We start from the raw sequence: 21,251 nt of genomic DNA, 5'->3' as shown, positions 1-21,251 counted from the left end.
GAAGATAGCTTTCGGTTAATCCGGGAAATGAGAACTTACTGTAATAAATGTTCGATCATAGGCTTAAGTGCACACTCTCTAATTGCAGATCGCGAAAATGCAATAAAAGCCGGATGTATTGAAGTTGTTAGTATTCCCATTGAGACTCAATTATTATTTGAAGCCATTCAAAAAGGTTTGAAAAAACGAAATTACTGTGTTTAACCATGCTTCCGGATCTTCATCTTCACCCCTGAAACAATAGCTTCTCTTCGTCGGGCAAAAACAAAACAAAACAGAAAAAAGGAATGCTCTTGCAGCACGATTATTCCTCCTTCCATTCTTTGCCTCAGCACAAAAATTGTTTACTTTTGTCGGACTTTAAATGAAACGTAAAAATCCGTTTTATTGAAAAAACAAACGGATGAATCTCAGCATAAAAACAGAACTATGAATATTTCATACAAGTGGCTTAAAGATTATATCGATACTGATCTTCGCCCGGAACAATTGGAGGATATTTTAACTCAAACCGGTCTGGAAGTTGGCAGTATTGAAGAAGTGGAAAGCATTAAAGGTGGTTTACGCGGATTAGTGATCGGACATGTTGTAACTTGCGAGGCGCATCCAAATTCGGATCACCTGAGCAAAACAACAGTGGATGTTGGTACCGGTGATTTATTACCAATTGTTTGCGGAGCCCCCAACGTAGCTGCCGGCCAAAAAGTTGTTGTTGCAACCGTTGGAACAACCTTGTATGATGGAGACCAGGAATTTAAAATCAAGAAATCAAAAATTCGTGGTGAAGTTTCGGAAGGAATGATTTGTGCCGAAGATGAAATTGGATTAGGCGCCAGTCATGATGGCATTATGGTTCTTCCTGCAGAAGCGGCTGTTGGTACTCCTGCCAGCGAATATTTTAATGTTGAGTCGGACTATTGTATCGAAGTTGACCTGACTCCCAACCGGGTTGACGGAGCATCACATATTGGTGTTGCCCGCGATTTGGCTGCATTTCTGAGTAAAACCGAAAAAACCAGCTATAAAAAACCTTCAGTTGATGAATTTAAAGTAGACGATAATTCACTGGAAATTCCAATTGAAGTAGTTAATCCGGAAGCTTGTCCTCGTTACTGTGGTGTAACCATCAGTGGGGTTGAGATTAAAGAGTCGCCGGAATGGTTACAAAACCGGTTGAAGGCAATTGGACTTTCGCCAATCAACAATGTGGTTGATGTTACCAACTACGTTTTGTTCGAGTGTGCTCAACCTTTACATGCCTTCGATGCCGACGAAATTACCGGAGGCAAGGTATTGGTTCAAACTTTACCGGCAGGAACAAAATTTACAACACTGGATGAAGTTGACCGTGAACTGCACCAGGACGACCTGATGATTTGCAACACCGAAGCACCAATGTGTATTGCAGGTGTTTTTGGTGGAATCAAATCAGGTGTGAAAGATTCAACAAAAAATATCTTCCTGGAATCGGCTTATTTCGATCCGGTTTACGTGCGTAAAACAGCTCGCCGCTTTGCCTTGAGTACCGACGCATCATTCCGTTTCGAGCGTGGCGTCGACCCAAACAACACGATTTATGCCCTAAAACGTGCAGCACTTCTAATTAAAGAAGTTGCAGGAGGTAAAATCTCCAGTAACATTACCGATATTTATTCAACACCTGTTGAGGATTTCAAGGTTGACGTTTCGTTTGCAAACATCAAACGCTTGATTGGCAAAGACCTTGGTGCTGAGATGATCAAAAATATCCTGACGTCCCTGGAAATTAAGATTGATAGTGAAACCGAAACAGGTCTCTCACTGAGCGTTCCACCTTATCGCGTTGACGTGAAACGTGAAGCTGATGTTGTTGAAGAAATTCTTCGCATCTACGGATACAACAATATTGAAATTCCGACACAGGTAAACGCATCGCTGCAATACCTGGTAAAACCCAATCCGGTACAAATCCGCAACATTGCAGCTGATATGTTGTCAGCATGGGGATTTAATGAAATTTGGTCAAACTCATTGACAAAAGCGTCGTACTACGAAAACCGGGAGAGTTTGTTGGACGAAAATACCGTAAAGCTGTTCAACCCGCTAAGTGCCGACTTGAACGGAATGCGTCAAACCTTACTCTTTGGCGGACTGGAAACCATCGCTTACAACGCCAACCGCAGAAATGCAGACTTGCGTTTGTTCGAATTTGGGAACTGTTATTTCAAAACCGGTTCCGAATTACCGGAAACTCCACTAAAGAATTACAGTGAAGAAGAGCACTTAGCCTTATTCATTTCAGGACAGAAAGAACGTGAGAGCTGGACTTTAACGCAAACAGCCAGTAGCTTCTTCCAGTTAAAAAGCTATGTTGAGAACCTGTTGGCTAAGTTCGGCTTAAGTACAAACAGGTTGAAAATTGAAGAATTTAGCACCGATTTAGTTACTGAAGGCTTAACATACGCTGCCTACAACGGTCGTAAAATTGTTGAATTCGGGATTGTAGCCCATAAACTTCAAAAAGAATTCGACATTGAAAATCCGGTTTACTATGCCGACATTAACGTGGGGAACCTGATTTTGGAACACAAAAATACCAAAACGACCTTCTCCGAACTGCCGAAATACCCCGAAGTTCGCCGAGACCTTGCGCTATTGCTAGACAAAGGAATTCGCTTCCAACAAATTAGCGACATTGCCTTTAAACAAGAACGCAAATTACTTCGTCAAGTCGACTTATTTGACGTTTATGAAGGGAAAGGCGTTCCTGATGGCAAAAAATCGTATGCTGTTAGCTTCATCCTCAGAGATGATGACAAAACGCTCAACGATAAACAAATTGAAAAAATCATGGCCAGGTTGATTCAGACCTACGAAAAAGAACTTGGAGCTCAGCTCCGATAAATCAAACAAAGAAGCCATCGGAATTTTCGATGGCTTTTTTTAGCACTCTCAACAACCCATCCACTACAAACTTTGTTCTCTACGCATGAACAATAATCACAAAGGAATTTTGTTTGCCTGTACAACCGCCCTTTTGTGGGGATTCCTGGCAATATTCTTAAAACTGGCCGTACAAAAGGTAGAACCACAAACAATTGTTTGGTTTCGATTTACCACTGCTTTCAGCGTCCTGTTTGTTTGGCATCTGATCAAGAAACCATCAGAACTAAAGATCTTGGTAAAACCGCCAATTTGGCTTATCATCGCAGCCTTGGGGCTGGCATGGAATTATATTGGCTACATGCAAGCGGTAAATTACACGTCACCCAGTAACGCTCAATTGATTGCCCAATTAGGGCCGGTATTGCTAACCATTGCAGGTTTACTCTTTTTCAACGAGAAACTTCGTCGGATCCAGCTTGTTGGATTTATTCTGGCTGCAATAGGCTTTGGAATCTTTTACAGTCAGCAGCTCCAGCAAATGCTTGGTCAGAAAGGGACATACAACACGGGAGTTCTTTTCGCTATCAGTGCCGCTGTTTCGTGGGTTGCTTATGCAGTTATGCAGAAAAAACTTGTTTTAAAATACTCCACTGATACGCTCAACCTGTTCCTGTTTGGGTTTCCGGCAATTGCGTACCTCCCCTTTGTTAACTTCAGCAATTTTAGCGGTTTGAGCTTTGGCTGGTGGGTACTCATGATCTTTCTAGGGCTAAATACCCTGATTGCTTATGGTTCGCTGGCACTGGCGTTAAAATACACGCAAGCCAATAAGGTGAGTATCATACTTCTCCTAAATCCAACGATCACCTTTGTGACAATGGCCATATTAACAAGTATGGAAGTCAGCTGGATTCAGGGTGAAAGATTCACCGCCTTATCTCTGGGCGGAGCCTTTACCATCCTTTTCGGAGCAGTATTGGTGGTCAAACAAAAATCAAAACGAAAACAAGAGCTACAAAAAAAGGTGCTTGCGAAGAATTAAAGCTCGCAAGCACCTTTTCAACAATAAAAAAAACAATTCGTTTATTTCGTATCCAGTTCAACCAGAACAAACGACCGTGGTTTGAGCTCTAACTTTAAGGTCGTTCCTTTTACGGTAGCTGTGCTCTTTTGCGGAACAATAACATCCGGTTTTGCTAGTGTATTATAAGCCAATAAATCGGATTGAAAAAGCTCGGTCAAAGCAACTTCTTTCGAAGCCAGCTTTGCTCCTTTCACTGCAATTGATACAGGTTTAGTTTGAGTTGAAGCGTTCACCAGTTTCAGATAAACTTTTTTGGCTGCCTGATCAACCGATGCACTGGAGTATAAACTATCCTGCCCAGCTAACACATCTCCGTTAGCAACAACCGGAACAACATAATCACCCCGATGGGTTGAATACATTTGCTGTACGTAATAGTTCGGGGTTTTTACTGATTTCAGGTTATCGAACCAAATCAGGTCAGGACGCCACTGCCAGGCATCAACATGCGCGAACAAAGGGGCATATGAAGCCATATTCACCACATCAGCATTGCGCTCCAAACCGGTCATAAAAGCTGCTTCCGACAAAGCCGCTAACCAGTTGTTGTTCGATGTCGGTGCCGGATCTTCTACTCGGGTGTGGCTGGCATACTCCCCTGCAAATACCTTCAGTCCACCTCGCTCATAGCTATCGTAACGCTTGGCATTATTGAAAAACCAGTTTGGGTCTTTATAATAGTGCTCGTCAACCAAATTTGCGGTTCGCGTCTTCAGCGCTTTCCATAGGTATTCAAAACGATCACCATCAGATGCCGGGCCAGAACCCGATACTAACTGAATCTCCGGATATTTTTCATGTACTTTCTTCGAGATTATATCGTAGCGCTCCAGGTATTGGTCACCCCATTGCTCATTTCCAATACCCAAATACTTCAGGTTGAAAGGCTCCGGATGACCCATTTCGGCACGAAGCTTACCCCATTTTGTAGTTACATCACCATTGGCAAACTCAATCAAATCCAAGGCATCAGAAACATAAGGAGCCATGTCGTCCAGGGGAACCAATTCTCCGGTGTTGTACTGACAAGCCATACCACAGTTCAAAATAGGAAGTGGTTCAGCCCCCAGGTCTTCAGCAAGCTGGAAATATTCATAAAAACCTAAGCCAAAACTTTGGTAATAATCAGGTGCAGGTCTGTGCTTAAATTCAGTGTTCCATCGGTTGATCAGTACCTCCCGATCCTCAACATCCCCAACCGTTTTTTTCCATTGGTAACGCAAATCCAAGTGATGTCCCTCCACAATACAACCTCCGGGGAAACGCACAAAACCGGGCTTCAATTCAGCGAGTTTTTCAGCTAAATCTACCCGCATCCCGTTCGGTCTATTCTTAAATGTTTTGGTTGGAAACAACGAAATGAATTTGAAATCAACCACTCCATTGTTCACAACAGAGATCTTCAAACTCCCTTTTTCTGCCGTAGCTCCGGCTTTTAGGATTAATTCCTTTTTCGCCCAATCGGTATTATCAACAGTGAGGGTCCCTTCGGCAATTGACTTTTTATCGTCTCCCAGAAGTTCAACTTTAAGGTCCAAAGCAGTACCTTCAGGAGAACGCACATCCAATGTTAAACGGTAGTCGTCTCCAGCATGTAAACCCATGCCTCGGAAACCCTCATTTTGCAAGAAGTTAGCCTTACCCGATTTCAACGGTAGCAACCGGACAAAACGAGTTTGAGTAGTTGCGGCAGTTTCATTGATAATCCGGAGGGAGTCTTTATGGTACATCTTCCATCCCATCATCGGATCGTCGAAAGCAAATGAGCGGTTCTTCACCAACTCTGCATATAATCCGCCATCGGCTGCAAAGTTGATGTCTTCGAAAAAGATCCCCCACATTGTTCGTTGAATTGCAGGTCCTTTTTTATTCAGTTGTAGATCGATATTCGTTTGAGCCTGCCCCACCGACACATATAAAAATGCGATGAGTGCCAGACTTAATTTCAGTTTTTCAAACATAAGTAGATTTGTTTTTTAATTGATATTACGCGATTAATTGTACTGATTCTTGAAAATTGAAGTCCAATATACGAATAAAGGTAGTCAATACTTTTATTCACTTGCAGATATTTCACAAAGTCTATTTTGAAACATACCAAGCTATAATAAACAGGCCAATAACCACTCCATCCCCCAATAGAATGAAGCCTTAAGAACATCTTCATCCGAAAATTATCATAGTAGCCAGATCCTCTATTCAGCCTTCTTTCAGCATTTTTTAACTTGGTATTCACAAAAATTTAGTAAAATCATTGATTTCCTTCTACCCTATTTGGACGATTCCCGTATAAAAGAGTTGTAAGTCTAATTCTTCACATTAATTTTTATCAATATGAATAAAGCAATTCATCTTCTAATCGGGCTAACTGTAGGAGCTGCAGCCGGTGCCGCTAGCGGAATTTTGTTCGCACCGAACAAAGGAAGCCGCACCCGCAAAAAAATCATGCGGAAAACACAAAAAATGACCCACGAAGTTTCAAATTCAGTTCATCATAAGCTGAATGAAATTGAAGACCAGGTGAAAATGTTGAGAAACAAAGTTGAACAGGAAATTAAAGACACAACTGATCATCTGAAAAAAGCTGTACGCCATACCAACAATGTTGGAAAGAAAGTCTCAGCCAATTAATTAACGTTGTAATTAGCTGAATTATGCAAACACAACCGATCTAAATCCCTCGTATGACATTGCTTAACGAGGGATTTCTTTTTTAACCGGCTATCCTCCCCTTCTCCTCACCGAATTCTTCCGCTTAACACATTAGATTTAACTAAATGCTGAACAACACAGGCTCAGTATGAATTATTTTAAGTACCGTTATTAAACATTTTGTATTTTTAAACATCTAAGACTACAAACAACTACTAATAACTACTACTCATGCAAGCCAAACTGAAATTAGTTTTGCTTTTCATCCTCACAATCGTTTGTAAAGCATACTCCCAAAGCAATTTTCCGCAACAAGTCCAGTACCAACTTAACAACTATCTACTTGGCCATATTCAGGAAAAATTGTACACACAAACCAATTCCAACACCTATTTCCCCGGCGATACTGTCTGGTTTAAAATCAGCCTGGTCAATGCCATTAATCACCACCCGACAAGTGTAGAGAAGCTGGTTTATGTTGATCTAATCTCTCCTGAAAACAGATTAGTCATTCACCAGCTTTTCCCATTGCTAAGCGGCTTTTCCGACGGCTCATTCGTCATCGATCAACATTGGGAGCCCGGAAGCTATAAATTGCTGGTGTATACAAATTACATGCGCAACTTCAAACCCGAATTTTTATTTCAAAAGCAGATCAGCATCGTACCCAACCTGGCCGAAAACACCACTTGGGAAATGAACTCGAAAATTATTCCAACAACTGACGGCGATTCTGTTTTTGTGAAAATGTATGCCCATACCACTAACGGACGGGAATTGAACGAAGCTGTTGAGCTACATTTGCAACTGGCTCGCGGAACCATGCTTGGAGCAAGCTGCCCAATCACCAACAATACCGGTAGTTTCAATTTTTTTATTCCTGATTCGCTAAAACTACCTGTTGCTCTACTATCGGTCAAACAAAGCAATGAAAAGACATCTTCTGAAAAATACAGGATTAAACTTTCCGTTCAAAAACCGGATTTACAATTTCTACCCGAAGGAGGCAACCTGGTTTCCGGACAGGAAAACAAGCTGGCTTTCCGCTGTGTAGATGCTGATGGAAACCCGCTCAACATCAATGGTAATATACGAAACGGTAATGGAAAGGAAATTTCCGAATTCGTTACGGAATACCAGGGTATGGGCTCCCTTCGATTTACCCCGCAAGTTGGTCAGCAATACACGGCTCAAATTGTGTATCGGGATTCAACATTCAGTTATGATCTGCCAATGATCAATGATGCGGCTTACAGCCTGCAGTTGATTGGTCAGGATGACGAAAACATCCATCTTGCACTACTTAAGAACGGGGAGCAAACACCCGCTTATTTCCTGTTAGGCCATTGCCGTGGCAACACAAAGTTTGTTCAAACCGGAAAACTGGATAGTCAACGAACTGAGGTAAATGTTCCGACCAAAGACTTCCCCGAGGGTATCCTGACCTTCACCCTGTTTGTGAACCGGATTCCATGTGCAGAACGGCTTGCCTACCTGGATAAAGCTGAAAATATCCGTTTCAAACTGATTAAAGAATGGACTGAAGCCCCGAAGGACACAACCAACTTTAGTCTGGAAGCCTATCGGAAGGATGGCAGCCCGGTTAATGGGGACTTTACCCTAACCGGATGGAATACCAAACTGGAAAACTCGCTGGACACACTCGAGAATATCCGCAATTACTTCAACTATTCATCCGATTTACAAGGAGAAGTTTTAACTAATACCCAAGCTCTCAACCCGACAGATCCTGAGCGGAATCATAAACGGGATTTGATGCTGATGACCTATGGATGGCGACGTTTTAACTGGATGGAAGTTGCCAGTTTCGGAGGAGAAAAACTCGCCTACCAACCCGAAAAGAAATTGTACCTTGACGGCCGGATATACCGGAAGTTGACTGGTAAACCGGTTCCGAAAAACTTCGAAGTGTCCATCATTTTGAAGCAACCTAAATCGGTTCATATCGACAAAACTTATACCAACGAGGATGGACGGTTTAGCTTTACCTTGCCAACCTTTTCCGATTCAGCCAGCTTAACGATTCAAACCCGCAACCGGTCGGATCGGCAGAAGGACTACATCATTGACTTGAAAACAAACCTGGAACAACTCCACCTCAATGCTCTCGATTTCGATAAGATCGCCCAAAGCGGATCATCACCCTTAGTACTTAACCTTCCGCCAACCAGCAATTCCGTCAATTATCAATCGAATAAAACCACAGCGGTCAAGCATGCCGCACCTCCAATCATTAAAAAGCCGCGGATCGACAATTATTACTTTCCCGGCAAAGACACCTTTATGATCGAGGAAGTGGAAGCCCGTTCCAACTTTTTGAACCGTCGCGATTCGATGATCGCCCAGAGTGGTCAACCCGACGTGGTAATTGAATCGGCTCAGCTGAAAAAATTGACCGAAGAAAAAGCCTGGTATTCGAATTTGTGGGACTTGCTCTCCGACCAGGTACCCGGCCTGCAAATCAGGCAGGAGCCTTACCAACCGCGACTAGCAGAAACAGCAAACCTGGTGATCGCCAACCCCTCAGATGTTAGTAGCTTGGGCCGCGACACCTTCGACATCGGGTCGCCGGCCGTTTATTTTAATGTACCTGAAAACCCGGATGGCTACCTTTATATTTTTGTGGACAAAGATTTTTTGAACAACGAGAATGTTCCGCTTTATGACTTCCTGACTTACATGGACCCGGGCGAAATTGAATCAATCAACTTTATAGCCCGGCCAAAAAACTACGACATTAGCATGAGCTTCATGGATGTATTTACCAATGTTAGTCTCGAAGTCGGGCGGCAGGATTTAGTGAATAGCCTGGAAACAGACGGAAATCTATTTCCGAATCAAATGGATTTGATGACGAAGATGCAACGCAGCAGTGCTCCTCCGGCCTTCCTGTTCATCACTACAAAATCAAAGGGTGGTGTCTTTTATCAACGTTCCAAAGGTGTGCAGTCACTTTATCTGACAGGACTATCGCCGCAGCGGGAATTTTACGTTCCCAAATACAGTTCGGCCAAAAATGAACAGGAAGCTCAAAGCCGCAAAACTGTTTTCTGGGAGCCACAACTGGTAACCGACACCAATGGGGTTGCCCAAATAGCCATTCCAACAGCGATCGTTAATGCCAACACCACCTTCCAAATCCAGGGTATTTCGGCTCGGGGTGAAAGTGGTTCGCAAACATTTACCTTCAGCCCGGAGGACAAGGAACAAAAAGAAATTACAGCGGTACCTCCTCTGGCCAAAAAAGAGGGAACATCAGCAAAAGCCCCCAACACAAATGCCTATGCCAGGTTCAGGCTCTATTCGGGCGTTGTTACCGATGCTGAAACCGGTTCTCCTATTGCCTTTGCTGATCTGAGCCAAGCTTCCCCCTACTACCACGAGTGTACCAATAACAAGGGTGAGTTTTTCTTATCGGCCGACCGGGTGAAAGCCAACCAGCAAATTACGATTTCCAGTCCGGGCTATCAGGCGAAAAAGATGACGCTGCCGGCAAATTTGAATTCACCCCTTCAAATCAAACTAAGTAAAGCTGCAATAAACAAGGCTTCCGGTGACTCCAAAGCCAGCGCGTTGGTGCGCAATGCCATTCGCGAGTCGCGTAAACTGTATGCTTCCGAAGAAACCTTCCAGGGCTATAACCGCGAGACCGTAGCTATCGACGGCAATACTTACGGCATTTACGAAATGGCTTTCAACTACTCCAATGCGGGCTCGCCGGGTATCCCTTCAGCCATCCGCTTCGAAACAGCCAAGTTCAAAAACATGGAGGACAAAAACGGGCATAAACTGATGATGCTGAAGCCCAATCACCGCAGCTTGTTTTACCCCCTTAAAGCCGATGTGTTGGCAACTGCTCCCGAATTCTGGAACCTGACCTCAACCGACCAGTTCGATTACGAAGAAATTGGTCAAGTTGAATATGACGGTGAACTGTGTTACAAAATTCAATTTAAACAGAACGACAAGCTGATACTGGCCCTGCAAAGCGGAATTCTGTATATCGGCAAGCAAAGCGGAGCCTTGCGTTATGCCAGCTGGAGCACTTCGCCCGACAAACGCAAATACCTCAGCTATACCAGCTATTTGCAGTCGAACCCAATGGAGTACGATGTGCAGGTTACCGACGACTACAATGAAGTAAGCTACGGCTTGCAGAACGGACAGCTACTGCTCGAAGGCAGCAAACAGCAATTAACAATACTGGTGAACGGGAAGGATTACCTGATGTTCAACAACCGGCTTTCGGTGGTTGGAAAAAGCCTGCGGAGTTCGAAAGACTTGTCGAATAAAAACCCGGACATGCTGATTAAAGGCCAACAGAGCAAACACATGCTGGTAAAAGATGCCGAATACCAGATTGAGCCGTGGGTGAATCTGGGGATTGTGAAACCGGAAGAAAAGCTACTGAAAGATGCAAGCTATTTGCACGACATTAGTTTGTACCGATAGAATTTAGTGAGGAATCAGCTGGTAATGACGGGCTTTTGTCCGTCATTGCTTTTTCTGCTTTTCAACAAAGCCATGCCCGCCACCACGGGCAACACTTCGCAACCAAACATTGTCTTGCCAGCCACCGCAGGCAAGACTTCTCGTCGAAATATTTGTTTGCCGCGCGTCAGCGGCAAGGGTTCCAACTCTTTTGGAGTCATGCCGCGCACCAATGGCAAGCTTTCCGGAAGCCAGGAAGTCGTGCCGCGCACCAATGGCATGCTTTCCGGAAGTCGTGCCGCTGATGCGCGGCAAGGTTTCGCAATGCAAAATTTGCTTCCCATTGGCTGGCGGCATTGCTCCGAACCCGGCTTATGAGGCACAAAAAAAGCCTGGCTAAAACAGCCAGACTCTGTGGATATAAACAATTAAAATAAAAATCAGATAGTATGTACTGTTTCCAGTTTATTCTGTCCGGCCTCAATGGCTTCCAGGTTCATCGGAATCAGTTTGTGGTGACGTTCGGGCAAGGATTTTTCCAGACCTTTGCGAATGCTGTCCATACCAACAATCGGCTTCGCTTTCAGGAAAGCACCCAGCACTACCATATTGAAGGTTTTCACATTGCCCATATCGGCCGCAATTTTAGTCCCTTCAATCTTATAAACATTAATATCGGTCCGTGTTGGAGGATGCACAATACCATTGGGATCGTATAAAAGTGTTCCTCCGGGCTTCACTTCGGCCTCAAACTTATCCATGGACTGTTGATTCAGAATGATGGCTGTATCGAACTCGTGCAAAATAGGTGAGCTAATGCGGTTGTCGCTCAGAATGACCGTGACGTTGGCTGTACCGCCACGCATTTCCGGTCCGTAAGATGGGAACCAGGTCACCTCTTGCCCTTGCATAACACCGGAGTAAGCCAAAATTTTCCCCATCGACAAAACACCTTGTCCGCCAAAACCAGCTATGATAATTTCTTCAGTCATAATCGATCAATTTTTAAGGTTTTGTTGCATGAACGTTTCGGCATCAGCCTTCTCTCCGTCCTTGATATCGCCAATCGGATAAAACGGGAACATATTCTCTTCCATCCATTTGTTGGCATCAATCGGAGACAAACGCCAGCCCGAGTTACAGGTTGAAACAACCTCGATAAACGAAGTTCCTTTTTTAGCTATGGCATTTGCGAACGATTTCTTCAACGCTTTCCGGCATTTACGAACCGCTGCAGATGTATGCACCGACTGGCGGGTAACATAAGCAGCACCCGGCAACTGACCAATCAGTTCAGTAATCTTCAGCGGATAACCATTGCGCTCCAAATCGCGGCCACAAGGTGTTGTAGCGGTAACCTGCCCCAGCAAAGTGGTTGGAGCCATCTGGCCACCGGTCATCCCATAAATGGCATTATTGATGAATACCACAACAATGTTCTCGCCGCGATTGGCAGCGTGCATAATCTCCGCTGTACCAATCGATGCCAGGTCGCCATCGCCCTGGTAGGTGAAAACCACCTTATCGGGATCGACGCGGGCAATTCCTGTTGCTACAGCCGGAGCACGACCGTGAGCAGCCTCTTGCCAATCAATATCAATATAGTTATAAGCAAACACGGCGCAACCAACCGGCGATACCCCAATCGTTTGCTCCTGAATCCCCATTTCTTCAATCACCTCGGCCAGCAGTTTATGCACCACCCCATGGCTGCAACCCGGGCAATAGTGCATAATTTTATCGTTCAGCAATTTGGGTTTCGAATAAACCAGGTTTTCTTCTTTGATAATATCTTTTACTTCCATCGTTTAGCCTCCAATCAGTTTTTGTTCCAATGCATCAACCACTTCTCCCGGGGTTGGGATAATTCCGCCTAAGCGTCCGAAGTATTGAACAGGCTTGGCTTCGCCGGCACAACCAACAGCCAAACGAACATCCTCAATCATTTGTCCGGCATTCATTTCAACGGTCATAAAACCTTTCACCGTCTTCGCTAATTCAGCGATAGGCTCGGTTGGAAACGGGAACAAAGTGATGGGCCGTAATAAGCCAACCTTAATACCTTTAGCGCGAGCCAGCTCTACTGACTTCTGACAAATACGTGCCGATGATCCAAAGGCCACCAAAATATATTCAGCATCGTCGCACTGAATCATCTCATAGCGCACTTCCTCTTGCTGCATTGTCCGGTATTTTTCCTGAAAGCGCAGGTTATTTTGCTCCATCAAGGCTGAATCCAACTCAAGGGACGTAATCACATTCTTCGCTCTCGAAGCTTTCTTTCCGGTTGACGCCCACGAGCCATACGCTGCATCAATCTCGGCATTGGTCTTCCGGGGAACAAATTCCCGCAATTCAACCTTTTCCATCATCTGACCAATGGCTCCATCGGCTAAAATCATAGCCGGGTTCCGGTACTTAAAGGCCAAATCGAAAGCCAGACCAACAAAGTCATTCATTTCCTGAACCGAGGCAGGTGCCAGCACAATCAGGCGATAATCGCCGTGCCCGCCACCTTTGGTCGACTGGAAATAGTCGGCTTGCGAAGGTTGAATGGTTCCCAGCCCGGGACCACCACGTTGAACATTTACAATGACACAGGGAAGCTCCGCCCCTGCGATATAAGAAATACCTTCGGCCATCAGGCTAATACCCGGGCTCGAAGAAGATGTCATGACTTTTTTCCCGGTACCGGCGGCACCGTAAACCATGTTAATCGAAGCAACTTCACTCTCAGCCTGCAGAACCACCATACCTGTTTCATTCCATGGTTCACGAGCCATTAAAGTTTCCATCACTTCCGACTGAGGGGTAATCGGGTAACCAAAGTAAGCATCGCAGCCACAGCGAATAGCCGCTTCAGCAATCACTTCATTTCCCTTCATTAATCTTAATTCTCCCATCACTCCTTAATTTAAATTAAACAGTTTCTTCCGTTTTAGTTCGATAAACAGTAATGCAGGTATCCGGGCACACTACTGCACAGTTTGTACAACCAATGCAGTTTTCCGGCTTATCCATAAATGAATAATGATATCCCCGACTGTTTACTTGTTTGTTTTGCGCCAAGACATCGTGCGGACATGCGACTACACAAAGGCCACAGCCCTTGCATGCTTCAATGTCGACCACAACAGCGCCAACTACTTTTGCCATAATTTTCGGTTTTTATTCGAACAATTCTCTTTCAACACCTAAAGTTTTCAATAATTATTGAGATAAAAAATGACAAAATGTCAAGGTGTCGAACAACATGAAAAAGCACGCGCCTTCACACGTTTTGTTCATCGCCAAGCAAAGCTATCTTAAACAAACCGGGCAAACCGCAACAATTGTTGCAAAAGGGAAATTATATTTTATTGAGAATTCGGGTGAAGATATTCCGGTGAATTCCGAGGTAGGAAGCCACATGCTGACGTTGCACCCGGCTAACGATTTCGCTGTGTTCTTTCACAAACATTTTTACGCGCTGGGAAGCGGTGAGTGACTGCAGGCTATGAACCCGACGTAAGGCTTGCACATAACTTTCTTCGGCCATAATACGAGCTAAACGATGCAAGTCGGGATTTTGATTCAACAGATCTTCGTACTCATTCCGGTCGATATAAATCAATTCGGAATCTTCATAAGCCCGAATAATTTCGTTCGACTCCTGCCCGGTCATAAAAGTCTCATGGCTGCTGATGATTCCGTTATCCGGACAATAAAAGAACCGGGAGATCCATTCCTGTCCCGACTCGGAGGTATAGGATGCGTACATTAGACCATCCAACAACAAACCCAATTTGCGATTGGGCTCTCCGTAATCCAGAAAAATCTCTCCCTTTTTCAGTTGAACAGGCTGCCGGGATGCAAAAAACTCCCTTAGTTGATCGAATGTTTGCTTATATCCAGCTCCTATACCCGTCATACTGTTCTCTTTCTATTTATTTAACCGGAAAATCCTGATGGAATTGAATTAATCGTTTTTCAAGGTCGCCGAACTGGCTCCGTGCAACATGCGATACACAAGCCCGAAGACCTTCTTTTTCACTACCTGTGTTTTTTAAGGTGATGGCGCTAACACCGTAATACAAGAGGTTATGCAACAGCTCGCCCCCGGTCATTCCGGAATAACCAATTGTAAAATAAAAGCCATCAGCAACATCCTGCGCACCATCTTTTTCATACACGATATGAAAACCGTTTTTCACAAACAGATCTTTCATGATCTTTGCTTTCTCACCGTATTCCTTCACCTCGTCAACAAAGTTGAAGTGTCCATCGTTTGCCGCTTTAAACATGGCAGCTAAAGCGTGTTGTGCCGAATGGCTGGTACCGGAAGAAATCGCGTACAAAACGCGCTGTGTGATCGTATTCCCGAAGGTATTGCTATGGAAGCGTGTTTTCAGGTTGTCGTAATCACGATTGTACAAAGCATCGGAGATAACCATGATTCCAATCCGCTGCCCGGCATAAGAGAATATTTTGGAGCTTGAGATGAACAACACATAGTTGTCGGTATAATGAGCCACCGTTGGTTGGAAAGGCGCTTCTCCCGGCGTATACAGGTTCTGACGGAAGTCCATGGCAAAATAAGCCAAATCTTCCATTACAATGATATCGTATTTTGTGGCCAGCTCACCAATGATCTTCAGTTCATCCTCCGTAAAACAAATCCAGCTTGGATTGTTCGGGTTTGAATAAACAATGGAGTTGATATGCCCTTTACTCAGGATGCTTTCCAGCTTATCGCGCAAAGCTTCACCCCGGTAGTTAAACACATCGAACGTTTCGTAAGGATAACCCATCACCATCATTTGCTGCTTCTGCACCGGAAATCCCGGATCAATAAACAGCACCGTGGTTTTCTTCGGGTCCAGGTTGCTGGCGACCATAAAGGTCGAATAAGTTCCCTGCATCGATCCAACTGATGGAATACAGCCCTGGGGCTTCACATCAACATCCATGAACAGCTTCACAAAGCGGGAAGCTTCTTCTTTCAACGGTTTAATACCATCAATCATCGGGTATTTCGAAGCCACGCCGGATTTCAGCGCTTCAATTTCGGCTTCAACGCCAACCTTTGCAGGAGGCAATCCGGGAACGCCCATCTCCATACGGACAAATTTCTCCGGGCTTTCTTCTTCAATTGCGTTAACTAAAGCAACAACTTCACGAATCGTCGCATCTCCAACTTCATCAATGCGCAAACGCGAAATACATTGATCAACTAGCTCACGGTTAAAAGGTGTACTCATCTTATGTATCTGACAGGAACCGCAATAAAATGCGGCATTTTTCTATACGTTGTAAACCGGCAAAAGGTGCCGGTAAAATAAATGAAAGTCATTTGGCAGGACAGCCCTGGCCGCAATGACTTTCATCCGATATTGGTCATTAAAGACCGAAGGCTGTTTTAACTTCGGCAGCCCACGCAGCAACGCGCTCGTCTGTTAATTCCGGTTCAAAATCTTCATCAACCGGCAAACCAACAAACATGCCATCGATTACTGCATCGGACTCTTCAAATTCGTAAACTGAAGGATCTACAGGGGCTACAATCTGAGCCTCCGGCGTAGCATTTTTAATTTCTTTATACAAGCGGCCCATGGCATTTACAAAATGTTCAGGGTAAGTGATATGATCGCCTAAGCCGAAAATAGCAACTACTTTTTCTGAATAATCAACTTTTGATACTTCCGGAAAGAACTTGGCCCAATCGGTATTTGAATATTCCGAATCCCAGGTTTCTTTACCGACTGTTGAAATTCCGAAAATGACTTTATCGTACTTCTCCAAATCAGCAGCTGATGCATCGTTAACCGATATCATCTCAACTAAATCAGCACCAATTGCTGCCTTTACCTTCTCGGCAACGCGATTAACTGATCCTTTCTCCGGTCCAAAAAATAATCCTATTTTGCTCATAACATTTTTTTTACTGGTTAGTGATTTCTATATCTGCTCGAACATATTCGCCTAAAATAGACAAACTGGAAACATTTTTCAAGACCCGATGGATTGCTTTTTCATAATTCTGCTCCAATTCGTACTCCACATCAACATGAATGGTGTACTCATTCGGCTTTCCAACGATTGGTATGGACTGAATACGTAAAAGATTTATTTCATTTTCGGCAAAAATGTTCAGCACTCGTGCCAATGCTCCGTAGTAGTGACCAACCTCGAATGCCAATGAAGCTTTGTTGTTTCCTCCATTTTGCTTGGCATGCTTGCTCAACACCCAAAAACGGGTATAGTTTTTCTTATTGGTTTCAATTCCTTTGTCCAATATTTCCAATCCGTAAATTTCAGCCGTACGCAAGTTGCCAATTGCAGCTGCATCGGTTAATTGATCGGTGGCAATAATTTTACCGGACATCGCCGTATCCTGATTTTCAATAATCCGTGCATTCGGGAAATATTTCTCGATATATTCAACACACTGACGAATGGCAACCGGATGTGAATAGATTGTTTTCACATCTTCGGCTTTGGCACCCGGCAACATCATTAGGTTCATCTGGATATGAACGTAAGTTTCACCGATAACATGTAAATGGTAATCGCGGATCAATGAATAGTTCTGGAGGATACTACCTGCAATGGAGTTTTCAATAGCCATCACGGCAATATCAACCTGGTCAGAATCGACCAATTCACATACACTTTGAAATGAACGACACTCTACGATTTCAACGTCTTCATCACCAAAATATTTTCGTACAGCATCTTCGTGGAAGGAACCCGCAATTCCTTGTATAGCTATTTTCTTCATAATAACAGAGTCAATTCAATGAAAATCCTTTTTCCGGATTTTTTAACCGGCACAAGTTACATAAAAAAGCTGCTCAAATGGCAGCTTCTAAAAACACGAACGGGGAAAATTAACAAAAAGGATTGCTTTCTGTCAATTTTCCCCGCTTGTATAAACGAAGTCTGGTTTATTTAGAAGGCATACACCATCGACAAACTCATTCGGTTGTTTGTTGCACAGTGGGTATCGCCGTATGTACCATCAGCAAAATCGAAACCACCAATTCCGTAGTCAGCTGAGGTTCGCTCATATTCGGCGACAAAGCGCAGTTTGCTCACATTCAAGGCCACATGCGCTGCTCCACGAACTGCGTCCTGAATGGTTGGTAACAAACCAGCCGTAATTGCAGCACCACCGTTATTATAAACAGCATCACTCGTTCCCAGATTCTTCAGATAACCGGCAAACAGACCGACCTGCCACTTTTTACCGTAAACAATGTTCAGCAAGCTTGAGCTCGTATTGTAATTGGTGTAGGTTTCAGCTCCGGTTGATTCATTTTTTGTTGCAACAGCATAACCACCCAATATACACAGGTGAGTCATATTTTGACCGTAAAAGGTCTTGGCTGTAATCATCAACTTTTCAGTCTGATATTTCACATAGCCCATGGCTGCTTTGCTGGTCAAATATTCATCGGCTTTATAAATCCCTAAGGTTCCGGTTGTTGTCATTCGCGGTTTTATCCGCTTAATTTCAGCACCAGCTCCAACTGTCAGACCTTTGGCTTTGTACTCTGCAGTAAAGGTAAACTCGGGCAGTACCCCATTGCGCTTCGCCTGGTTTGCGGTTGAATAGGAACCGGAGTCGAGCGACTTGGAGGTATACTGATTTTCGTAAACCGCAGCTGCACCAACAGTCAACTGTCCCAATCTGTAATCGTAGCGCACCTGTGGTGAACGGTTAAAAGCCTGAAAAGGAGCTCCTGTGTTAAACGCTCCAACGGCTGGGTAAACACCACCGCCAAAGAAAGGGTGCCAGGTTTGTCCGACTGTCAGTTTCGACTTTTCCCAGTTAAAATCTACTTTGGCATGACGAATCCGGAACAAGGTTGGTTCTGTTTTAGTTATCCCGCCAAAGTCGAACTCTAAAACCGCCGATGTTTGGGCTCCCAGTAATTCAGGTCCCTGAATTTTCAGCCCCAGGCGTGAAGCCAAGGCAGTGAAGTTAGCACTGGTTTGCTCGTTTAAATCTTCACCGTTAGCATCCTGACCAACGTACCACGGAACCAGGTAAAAATCTTCATGTGCAATATCATTCCCTTTGTAGGTATCCAGGTAGTAATCGGTGCGCACAAACCCGTAGAAGTTAAGTTTGAAATCGTTCAAACTTGGCTGTTGAGCAAAGGCAGAACACAACAAAAGAGACATCAAAAGAGTCCCTGTAATTCTTTTCAACATGAGCTATTTCAATTAATTGTTTTGGTTAATCTTTTTTTCAGGCCGCAAAAATAGACAGTTCTGCAACATCGGGAAATCGCAAAGCCGGTAACGGATACGATTTTACATTTTTTTCAAGAAAACCATTGGTTTGTAACATCCGTTACATCCGCTTATCTTCGGCACTTCTATTTTTGGCAATAGAAATTGGTGAAGATGAAAAACAAATCGTTGAAACGTTATCGGAAACTCCATAAGTGGCCGAGCCTGGTAATTGCAGCGTTGGCCATTCTTTTTGCACTATCCGGGATGGTGCTCAATCACCGCCATCTGTTATCCGATATAGATGTAAACCGCAATTTACTGCCTCCGGGGTACCAGTATAAAAACTGGAACCTGGCAGCAGTAAAGGGCGACCTGGTCACCCTCGACAAGGAAGAACTGATATACGGGAATATTGGCGTTTGGAAACGAAGTGAAGATCGTTTCACCAATTTCAACCAAGGCTTACCCGAGGGAATCGACCACCGCAAAATTGCGAAAATCGCCCAAACTCCATCCGGAAATTTATACGCTGCGACCTTGTTCGGACTGTATAAAAGAAAGCCCAGCGACACAGCCTGGCACAAAGTCGGACTGCCAATTCGGGAAGAACGGTTAACCGATCTTTTCCTGAAACAGGATACGCTGATCGTACTAAGCCGAAACTTCCTGTTGAAATCCGCAGACGGAGAAAACTTCCAGTGCATTCAACTTCCCCCTCCTCCGGATTATAAACGGGAAGCCGGGCTTTTCCTCACACTCTGGCAACTGCATAGCGGCGAGCTATTCGGATTGACGGGAAAGCTCTTTGTCGATTTACTCGGCCTGGTTGTTATCCTGCTTTCTGTTACCGGCCTTCTGCATTTTTTCTTTCCCAAAATTGCCCGGCGACGCAGAGATAAGCAAAAAGATACCGGCAAACTTAGCTCAAGCCGGCGCCTCAACCTACAATGGCATAATTGGGTTGGAGCTATTTTCATGATCTTCCTTCTGATCAACACAACAGCGGGAATCTTCCTCCGGCCTCCGCTGCTTATTCCGATTGCTTACAGCAAAGTAGGGCTAATACCAGGGACCAGAATGGATAATCCAAATCCCTGGTTCGACAAGTTACGCTGCGGAACCTGGGACGAAGACCTGCAGCGCTATATCGTCTCAAGCAGCGAGGGATTCTGGTTCTTCGACGAAAGCCTGAAACACCAGCCAACAACAACTGCGGTTCAGCCGCCGGTTAGTGTTATGGGCTGTAATGTGCTCCACAAAACTGCACCTGCTCAGTATCTCGTGGGTTCATTTAGCGGGCTCTTTAGGTGGAATATCAGGCAAGCTACAGTTGTGGACGCCTTTACCGGTGAAAAACCGCGCGACACAGGAGGCCGGCCGATCTCCGACCATTTGATAAGCGGTTATGCCCAACCCGGAAACGGACAAAGTCTTCTTTTTGACTATAGCCAGGGATTGCAAAATAGCGACAATACATTGGGCTGGAAAATGACCCCGGAAATTAAGGCAGCCTCTCCTTTGTCGCTTTGGAGTACGGCCCTGGAGATTCATACAGGACGCATTTTTGAGCACCTCGTCGGTCCATTCTATATCCTCTATGTACCGCTTTCCGGCCTTTGTTTGATCATGGTTCTTATTAGTGGCTTCCTCATTTGGTGGAAAGCTTATCGCAAAAAACAGAAATGAAAGACTACTCTTCGAACTAAAATTGGCCCTCCATTCCACCAGGGAGCAGAAACCAAAAAGCTGTTATGAGTCGTGAGTTGCGCAACTTGAAACCTGGAACCTGGAACCTGAAACTTGGAACCTGAAACTTGGAACTTGAAACTTGGAACTTGAAACTTGAAACTTAGAACTTAGAACGGATAACCAATTGCAAAGTTGAGGTTAAAGTGATTGTGGTTCAACGGGTAATTGCCCCAGATAAACCGTTTACCGGCGGGCAATGACGGATCACGCATCTTCAGGCCTAAGT

General features: G+C 44.5%; 17 protein-coding genes. 6 read left to right on the top strand and 11 right to left on the bottom strand.

All coding sequences use genetic code 11. The annotated features are described in order from the left end of the window. From AC37HE_RS08200 to AC37HE_RS08190, 3 genes are all read left to right on the top strand, one after another. A partial coding sequence (locus AC37HE_RS08200; protein WP_500782342.1) for a response regulator occupies positions 1 to 204 on the top strand: 204 nt, incomplete at its 5' end. A 225-nt stretch (positions 205 to 429) separates the two neighbouring features. Further along, the gene (pheT, locus tag AC37HE_RS08195; protein ID WP_500782341.1) at positions 430 to 2,883 is read left to right on the top strand and encodes a phenylalanine--tRNA ligase subunit beta; all 2,454 of its coding nucleotides are present in this window, start codon (positions 430 to 432) and stop codon (positions 2,881 to 2,883) included. Positions 2,884 to 2,968: 85 nt separating this feature from the next. Next, positions 2,969 to 3,907, top strand: coding sequence for a DMT family transporter (locus AC37HE_RS08190; RefSeq protein WP_500782340.1), 939 nt, complete (start codon positions 2,969 to 2,971; stop codon positions 3,905 to 3,907). Between the two features lie 41 nt (positions 3,908 to 3,948). On the opposite strand, the gene AC37HE_RS08185 is transcribed toward AC37HE_RS08190, so the two are convergent. Next, positions 3,949 to 5,910 carry an alpha-L-arabinofuranosidase family protein gene (locus AC37HE_RS08185; protein WP_500782339.1) on the bottom strand — a complete coding sequence of 654 codons (1,962 nt, stop codon included), beginning with the start codon at positions 5,908 to 5,910 and terminating at the stop codon, positions 3,949 to 3,951. 373 nt (positions 5,911 to 6,283) lie between these two features. Between AC37HE_RS08185 and AC37HE_RS08180 the strand changes: the two genes are divergently transcribed. Continuing rightward, on the top strand, positions 6,284 to 6,580 hold the full coding sequence (locus tag AC37HE_RS08180; RefSeq protein WP_500782338.1) for a YtxH domain-containing protein: 297 nt from the start codon (positions 6,284 to 6,286) through the stop codon (positions 6,578 to 6,580). A gap of 252 nt (positions 6,581 to 6,832) precedes the next feature. Further along, positions 6,833 to 11,074: a peptidase associated/transthyretin-like domain-containing protein gene (locus AC37HE_RS08175; protein WP_500782337.1), complete on the top strand. Its 4,242-nt coding sequence runs from the start codon at positions 6,833 to 6,835 to the stop codon at positions 11,072 to 11,074. A 14-nt stretch (positions 11,075 to 11,088) separates the two neighbouring features. Here the strand turns inward: AC37HE_RS08175 and AC37HE_RS08170 are convergent, their stop codons facing one another. The 10 genes from AC37HE_RS08170 to AC37HE_RS08125 all read right to left on the bottom strand — a co-directional run bounded on the left by AC37HE_RS08170 (position 11,089) and on the right by AC37HE_RS08125 (position 19,180). Further along, the gene (locus AC37HE_RS08170; protein WP_500782336.1) at positions 11,089 to 11,397 is read right to left on the bottom strand and encodes a hypothetical protein; all 309 of its coding nucleotides are present in this window, start codon (positions 11,395 to 11,397) and stop codon (positions 11,089 to 11,091) included. Between the two features lie 96 nt (positions 11,398 to 11,493). Continuing rightward, entirely contained in the window at positions 11,494 to 12,045 is a 552-nt protein-coding gene (locus AC37HE_RS08165; protein WP_500782335.1) for a 2-oxoacid:ferredoxin oxidoreductase subunit gamma family protein, read from the bottom strand. Positions 12,046 to 12,051: 6 nt separating this feature from the next. Then, entirely contained in the window at positions 12,052 to 12,858 is an 807-nt protein-coding gene (locus tag AC37HE_RS08160; protein WP_500782334.1) for a thiamine pyrophosphate-dependent enzyme, read from the bottom strand. Positions 12,859 to 12,861: 3 nt separating this feature from the next. Then, the gene (locus tag AC37HE_RS08155) at positions 12,862 to 13,956 is read right to left on the bottom strand and encodes a 3-methyl-2-oxobutanoate dehydrogenase subunit VorB (protein WP_500782333.1); all 1,095 of its coding nucleotides are present in this window, start codon (positions 13,954 to 13,956) and stop codon (positions 12,862 to 12,864) included. 16 nt (positions 13,957 to 13,972) lie between these two features. Beyond that, positions 13,973 to 14,209 (bottom strand): 4Fe-4S dicluster domain-containing protein, encoded by a 237-nt coding sequence (locus AC37HE_RS08150; protein ID WP_500782332.1) that lies wholly within the window; start codon positions 14,207 to 14,209, stop codon positions 13,973 to 13,975. A 193-nt stretch (positions 14,210 to 14,402) separates the two neighbouring features. Beyond that, positions 14,403 to 14,963, bottom strand: a complete 561-nt coding sequence (locus tag AC37HE_RS08145) for a Crp/Fnr family transcriptional regulator (protein WP_500782331.1) — start codon at positions 14,961 to 14,963, stop codon at positions 14,403 to 14,405. 16 nt (positions 14,964 to 14,979) lie between these two features. Further along, a complete protein-coding gene (locus tag AC37HE_RS08140; protein WP_500782330.1) occupies positions 14,980 to 16,293 on the bottom strand; it encodes an aminotransferase class I/II-fold pyridoxal phosphate-dependent enzyme in 1,314 nt (437 codons plus the stop codon). A 139-nt stretch (positions 16,294 to 16,432) separates the two neighbouring features. Beyond that, positions 16,433 to 16,963, bottom strand: a complete 531-nt coding sequence (locus tag AC37HE_RS08135) for a flavodoxin domain-containing protein (RefSeq protein WP_500782329.1) — start codon at positions 16,961 to 16,963, stop codon at positions 16,433 to 16,435. Between the two features lie 10 nt (positions 16,964 to 16,973). Then, on the bottom strand, positions 16,974 to 17,813 hold the full coding sequence (locus tag AC37HE_RS08130) for a prephenate dehydratase (protein WP_500782328.1): 840 nt from the start codon (positions 17,811 to 17,813) through the stop codon (positions 16,974 to 16,976). Between the two features lie 170 nt (positions 17,814 to 17,983). Then, positions 17,984 to 19,180, bottom strand: coding sequence for a hypothetical protein (locus AC37HE_RS08125; RefSeq protein WP_500782327.1), 1,197 nt, complete (start codon positions 19,178 to 19,180; stop codon positions 17,984 to 17,986). A 267-nt stretch (positions 19,181 to 19,447) separates the two neighbouring features. Here AC37HE_RS08125 and AC37HE_RS08120 point away from each other — a divergent pair, with 267 nt between their 5' ends. Then, on the top strand, positions 19,448 to 20,962 hold the full coding sequence (locus tag AC37HE_RS08120; RefSeq protein WP_500782326.1) for a PepSY-associated TM helix domain-containing protein: 1,515 nt from the start codon (positions 19,448 to 19,450) through the stop codon (positions 20,960 to 20,962). Positions 20,963 to 21,251 lie beyond the last annotated feature (289 nt).

Source organism: Mangrovibacterium sp. (assembly GCF_059905295.1).
This window is presented reverse-complemented; position numbering and strand designations above follow the sequence as displayed.

Excerpts from the sequence above, each read along its gene's own strand:
- pheT (WP_500782341.1), top strand. The coding sequence starts at position 430 with ATGAATATTTCATACAAGTGGCTTAAAGATTATATCGATACTGATCTT.
- AC37HE_RS08190 (WP_500782340.1), top strand. The coding sequence starts at position 2,969 with ATGAACAATAATCACAAAGGAATTTTGTTTGCCTGTACAACCGCCCTT.
- AC37HE_RS08185 (WP_500782339.1), bottom strand. The coding sequence starts at position 5,910 with ATGTTTGAAAAACTGAAATTAAGTCTGGCACTCATCGCATTTTTATAT.
- AC37HE_RS08180 (WP_500782338.1), top strand. The coding sequence starts at position 6,284 with ATGAATAAAGCAATTCATCTTCTAATCGGGCTAACTGTAGGAGCTGCA.
- AC37HE_RS08175 (WP_500782337.1), top strand. The coding sequence starts at position 6,833 with ATGCAAGCCAAACTGAAATTAGTTTTGCTTTTCATCCTCACAATCGTT.
- AC37HE_RS08170 (WP_500782336.1), bottom strand. The coding sequence starts at position 11,397 with ATGGGAAGCAAATTTTGCATTGCGAAACCTTGCCGCGCATCAGCGGCA.
- AC37HE_RS08165 (WP_500782335.1), bottom strand. The coding sequence starts at position 12,045 with ATGACTGAAGAAATTATCATAGCTGGTTTTGGCGGACAAGGTGTTTTG.
- AC37HE_RS08160 (WP_500782334.1), bottom strand. The coding sequence starts at position 12,858 with ATGGAAGTAAAAGATATTATCAAAGAAGAAAACCTGGTTTATTCGAAA.
- AC37HE_RS08155 (WP_500782333.1), bottom strand. The coding sequence starts at position 13,956 with ATGGGAGAATTAAGATTAATGAAGGGAAATGAAGTGATTGCTGAAGCG.
- AC37HE_RS08150 (WP_500782332.1), bottom strand. The coding sequence starts at position 14,209 with ATGGCAAAAGTAGTTGGCGCTGTTGTGGTCGACATTGAAGCATGCAAG.
- AC37HE_RS08145 (WP_500782331.1), bottom strand. The coding sequence starts at position 14,963 with ATGACGGGTATAGGAGCTGGATATAAGCAAACATTCGATCAACTAAGG.
- AC37HE_RS08140 (WP_500782330.1), bottom strand. The coding sequence starts at position 16,293 with ATGAGTACACCTTTTAACCGTGAGCTAGTTGATCAATGTATTTCGCGT.
- AC37HE_RS08135 (WP_500782329.1), bottom strand. The coding sequence starts at position 16,963 with ATGAGCAAAATAGGATTATTTTTTGGACCGGAGAAAGGATCAGTTAAT.
- AC37HE_RS08130 (WP_500782328.1), bottom strand. The coding sequence starts at position 17,813 with ATGAAGAAAATAGCTATACAAGGAATTGCGGGTTCCTTCCACGAAGAT.
- AC37HE_RS08120 (WP_500782326.1), top strand. The coding sequence starts at position 19,448 with ATGAAAAACAAATCGTTGAAACGTTATCGGAAACTCCATAAGTGGCCG.